1 protein-coding gene is annotated in these 2629 nt (G+C 40.4%); it reads right to left on the minus strand.

Annotation, left to right across the window (positions count from 1 at the left end):
• The coding region (locus IQ229_RS23450; RefSeq protein ID WP_194047886.1) for a sucrose synthase at positions 1-2193 on the minus strand (2193 nt) is incomplete at its 3' end.
• Positions 2194-2629: the final 436 nt, after the last annotated feature.

Here is a 2629-nt window from a genome sequence, read left to right on the forward strand (position 1 = left end):
GTATTGAGTATGAGTATCACATTTATCAAGAAAGTCTAAAATTTTAGTTGCTGTTCCTTCTAAGTCTGTAGGATTAACATTAAATCGGTTTTCTTGGTTCTGGATAATTTCTAATGAACCCCCAAATTGAGTAGCAAAAGTTGGCAAACCAGAAATCATAGCTTCCAAAATACTACGACCGAAGGATTCAAAACGGGCAAAATGGACATAAATACCCTGAGAATCTGCAACTACTCGGTAGGCTTCGCCGATGTAGCTGCTAGAGATACGCATTCCCACCCACCGAATCTTGCCATCGAGATGATATTGCTCGATAATCTCATGGAGTTTTTGAATTTCTTCTGCTTCCTCTGGGTTTGTAGCTTCATGTAGATGCAGTTTAGTAGTTAAGAGAATCAGGTTGCAACGCTCTTGCAACGCTTGACTTCTACCAAAACATTCAGCTAAACCAGTGAAATTTTTAATTGAAGTTATGGTATCGAGGGCAAAGATTGGTCGCTTATGGGGGTGGTCTAAATGACCAAGGATTTGTGGGTCTTCGCGGCTAAATAGTAAGTCATGAATTTGTCTGCAAAGGTTGGAATCTCGGTTTTCTTGTTGACTGTAGGGAAAGAAAATATTTTCGTTTACTCCCGGCGGCACTAAGTTAAATTTAGGACTAAACAAATCAATTCCATCAACCACATGATATAACTGTGGCATTGTAAAGCACTTGTACGACTCGTATTGACCTATAGTGTCGGGCGTGCCGACAATTTCTTGATAGGACGATGTAATAATGAAGTCGGCTGCATTCATGCTAATCAAATCAGCGGTGAATTGTGCTGAAAAATGATATTTATCTTCTAAATCTTGCCAATATAAATTGCTAAATAGATATTTAGGTTTTTCCAAAGAATGGGCAATGTTACACTGGGTGACTTTCATTCGGCGAGATAAGAGAAAGGCCACTAAGTTACCGTCGCTGTAATTGCCAATAACTAGATTAGGCTTGCCTTTAAAATGAGCTAGTAATTCTCTTTCTGCATCTACAGCAAATTGTTCTAAATAAGGCCAAATCTCAAATTTAGAAATCCAATTATTCGTAATTTCTGGATTGAATTCACCAAAAGGAATGCGCAATATCCAAGCATTTTCGGTATCTTGGACTTTTTCTAAGGGCAAATTACAAAATGTGCCTTCACAGTTAGGGATTAATCTGGTCAGAATAATCACATGGGGTTTAATACCTAGCTGGTCGAGTCCAGCGAGTTTGATTTGTTCGCGCAGCTCGTTTTCTAAGCTGCGAGCTTGTTCGAGGACGTAGATAACTTGACCGAGTGTTTCATCTCTTCCCAAAACATCCTCCTGTCCCACCCAGCCGTGGATGGAGATGAGGACGACGCGAAAGACGGCGGGGACGCGGGCTACAAATGTTTCTAAGATGCCAGGTTCTGGGGAGTAAATAAGTCGGTCGAGGAGTTCTAAAGTTTCCAAGACTCGCGCCGCAGTGTTACCCCAACCCGGCTCAAAGCCGAGTTTTTGGAGGTCAAAGCTAAATTTCTCATAAGGTTCATGAGGCGATCGCTCACTCAGCAATTTCAGCGCTTGCTTAATTTGTTTAGCTAACTGAATACCCGAAGGAATGCGATCGCTCAACAACAGGCGAATACCATTGTATTGCAGCCCATGTAATGCTTGAAATAACATTTCTACCCAATATCCAGGGTCAGTCAATAATTGATTGCACAGGTAACGATTGAGAAAAGCTAAACCTTGACCAATATTTCTCGCGTCGTCGATTCTTGGAGAACTTTCATAGAAGGGGTGGAGGTCGATTTCGAGGATATGGGGTTGGTAGCGGTTGACTAGACGATCTCTCACATCTAACAGGGCTTGAGGTGTCATCTGCTCGAACCTGCTAAAATCGGCTGTCAGTCGCCAAACTTCTTGATTGGCAATCCTCGGTCGAATCACAAACCACGTACTTTCCTCTTCGAGAATTATTTCGTGGGTGTATTGTATTATTTTGCCAATAGAAGAAGAGTAGTAAAAATAGGCTGGCTTTTGGGATTGATGACAGTAGTCGGCAAAAGCTTGCAAAATCTCATTTCTTAGAAAGTAATGCTTACCTGAAGCACTCAACGCATAAATCAACTGATGTAGAGCAGTTTTTTCATCACCGTTGGAGAGAGTTTGAACTAGTTCATACATGATGACGAATTCCAGAAATTTAGTTACGTAACAACCTCATTTTTATTTCCAGTTTTCGGTTTGCTGAGGTATATTCCCCAAACGATCGTAGATTACTATAAAAATGTTTGCGTCTAGCTCTGGGATGAAAAGCTGTGAGAACTTCAAATCTATGGGATGAGAGACTGGAGGAAGGCAGACAAGGGAGAATCATTGAACAAGTTTCCTTCTCAATCAGGTATAAAACACTATTCCCGATTAAGTACTAAAGCAAAATTGGAGCGATCGCTAGTAGAACATCACGGCGTAATTAACAATTCAAAATTCAAAATTAACTTACGATAAATTAAATCCAGCAGGTTTTAGCAGAATCAAATTGAATGTAAGCAGATTAAAATCTGTTTAGTTTTGATGTTCGCCTTGCGGTACTAATCTTATATCAAGCCTATATTAATAA

Origin of the sequence: Nostoc cf. edaphicum LEGE 07299, assembly GCF_015207245.1 — a bacterium.
In the GTDB taxonomy this organism is placed as follows: Bacteria; Cyanobacteriota; Cyanobacteriia; order Cyanobacteriales; family Nostocaceae; genus Nostoc; species Nostoc edaphicum_B.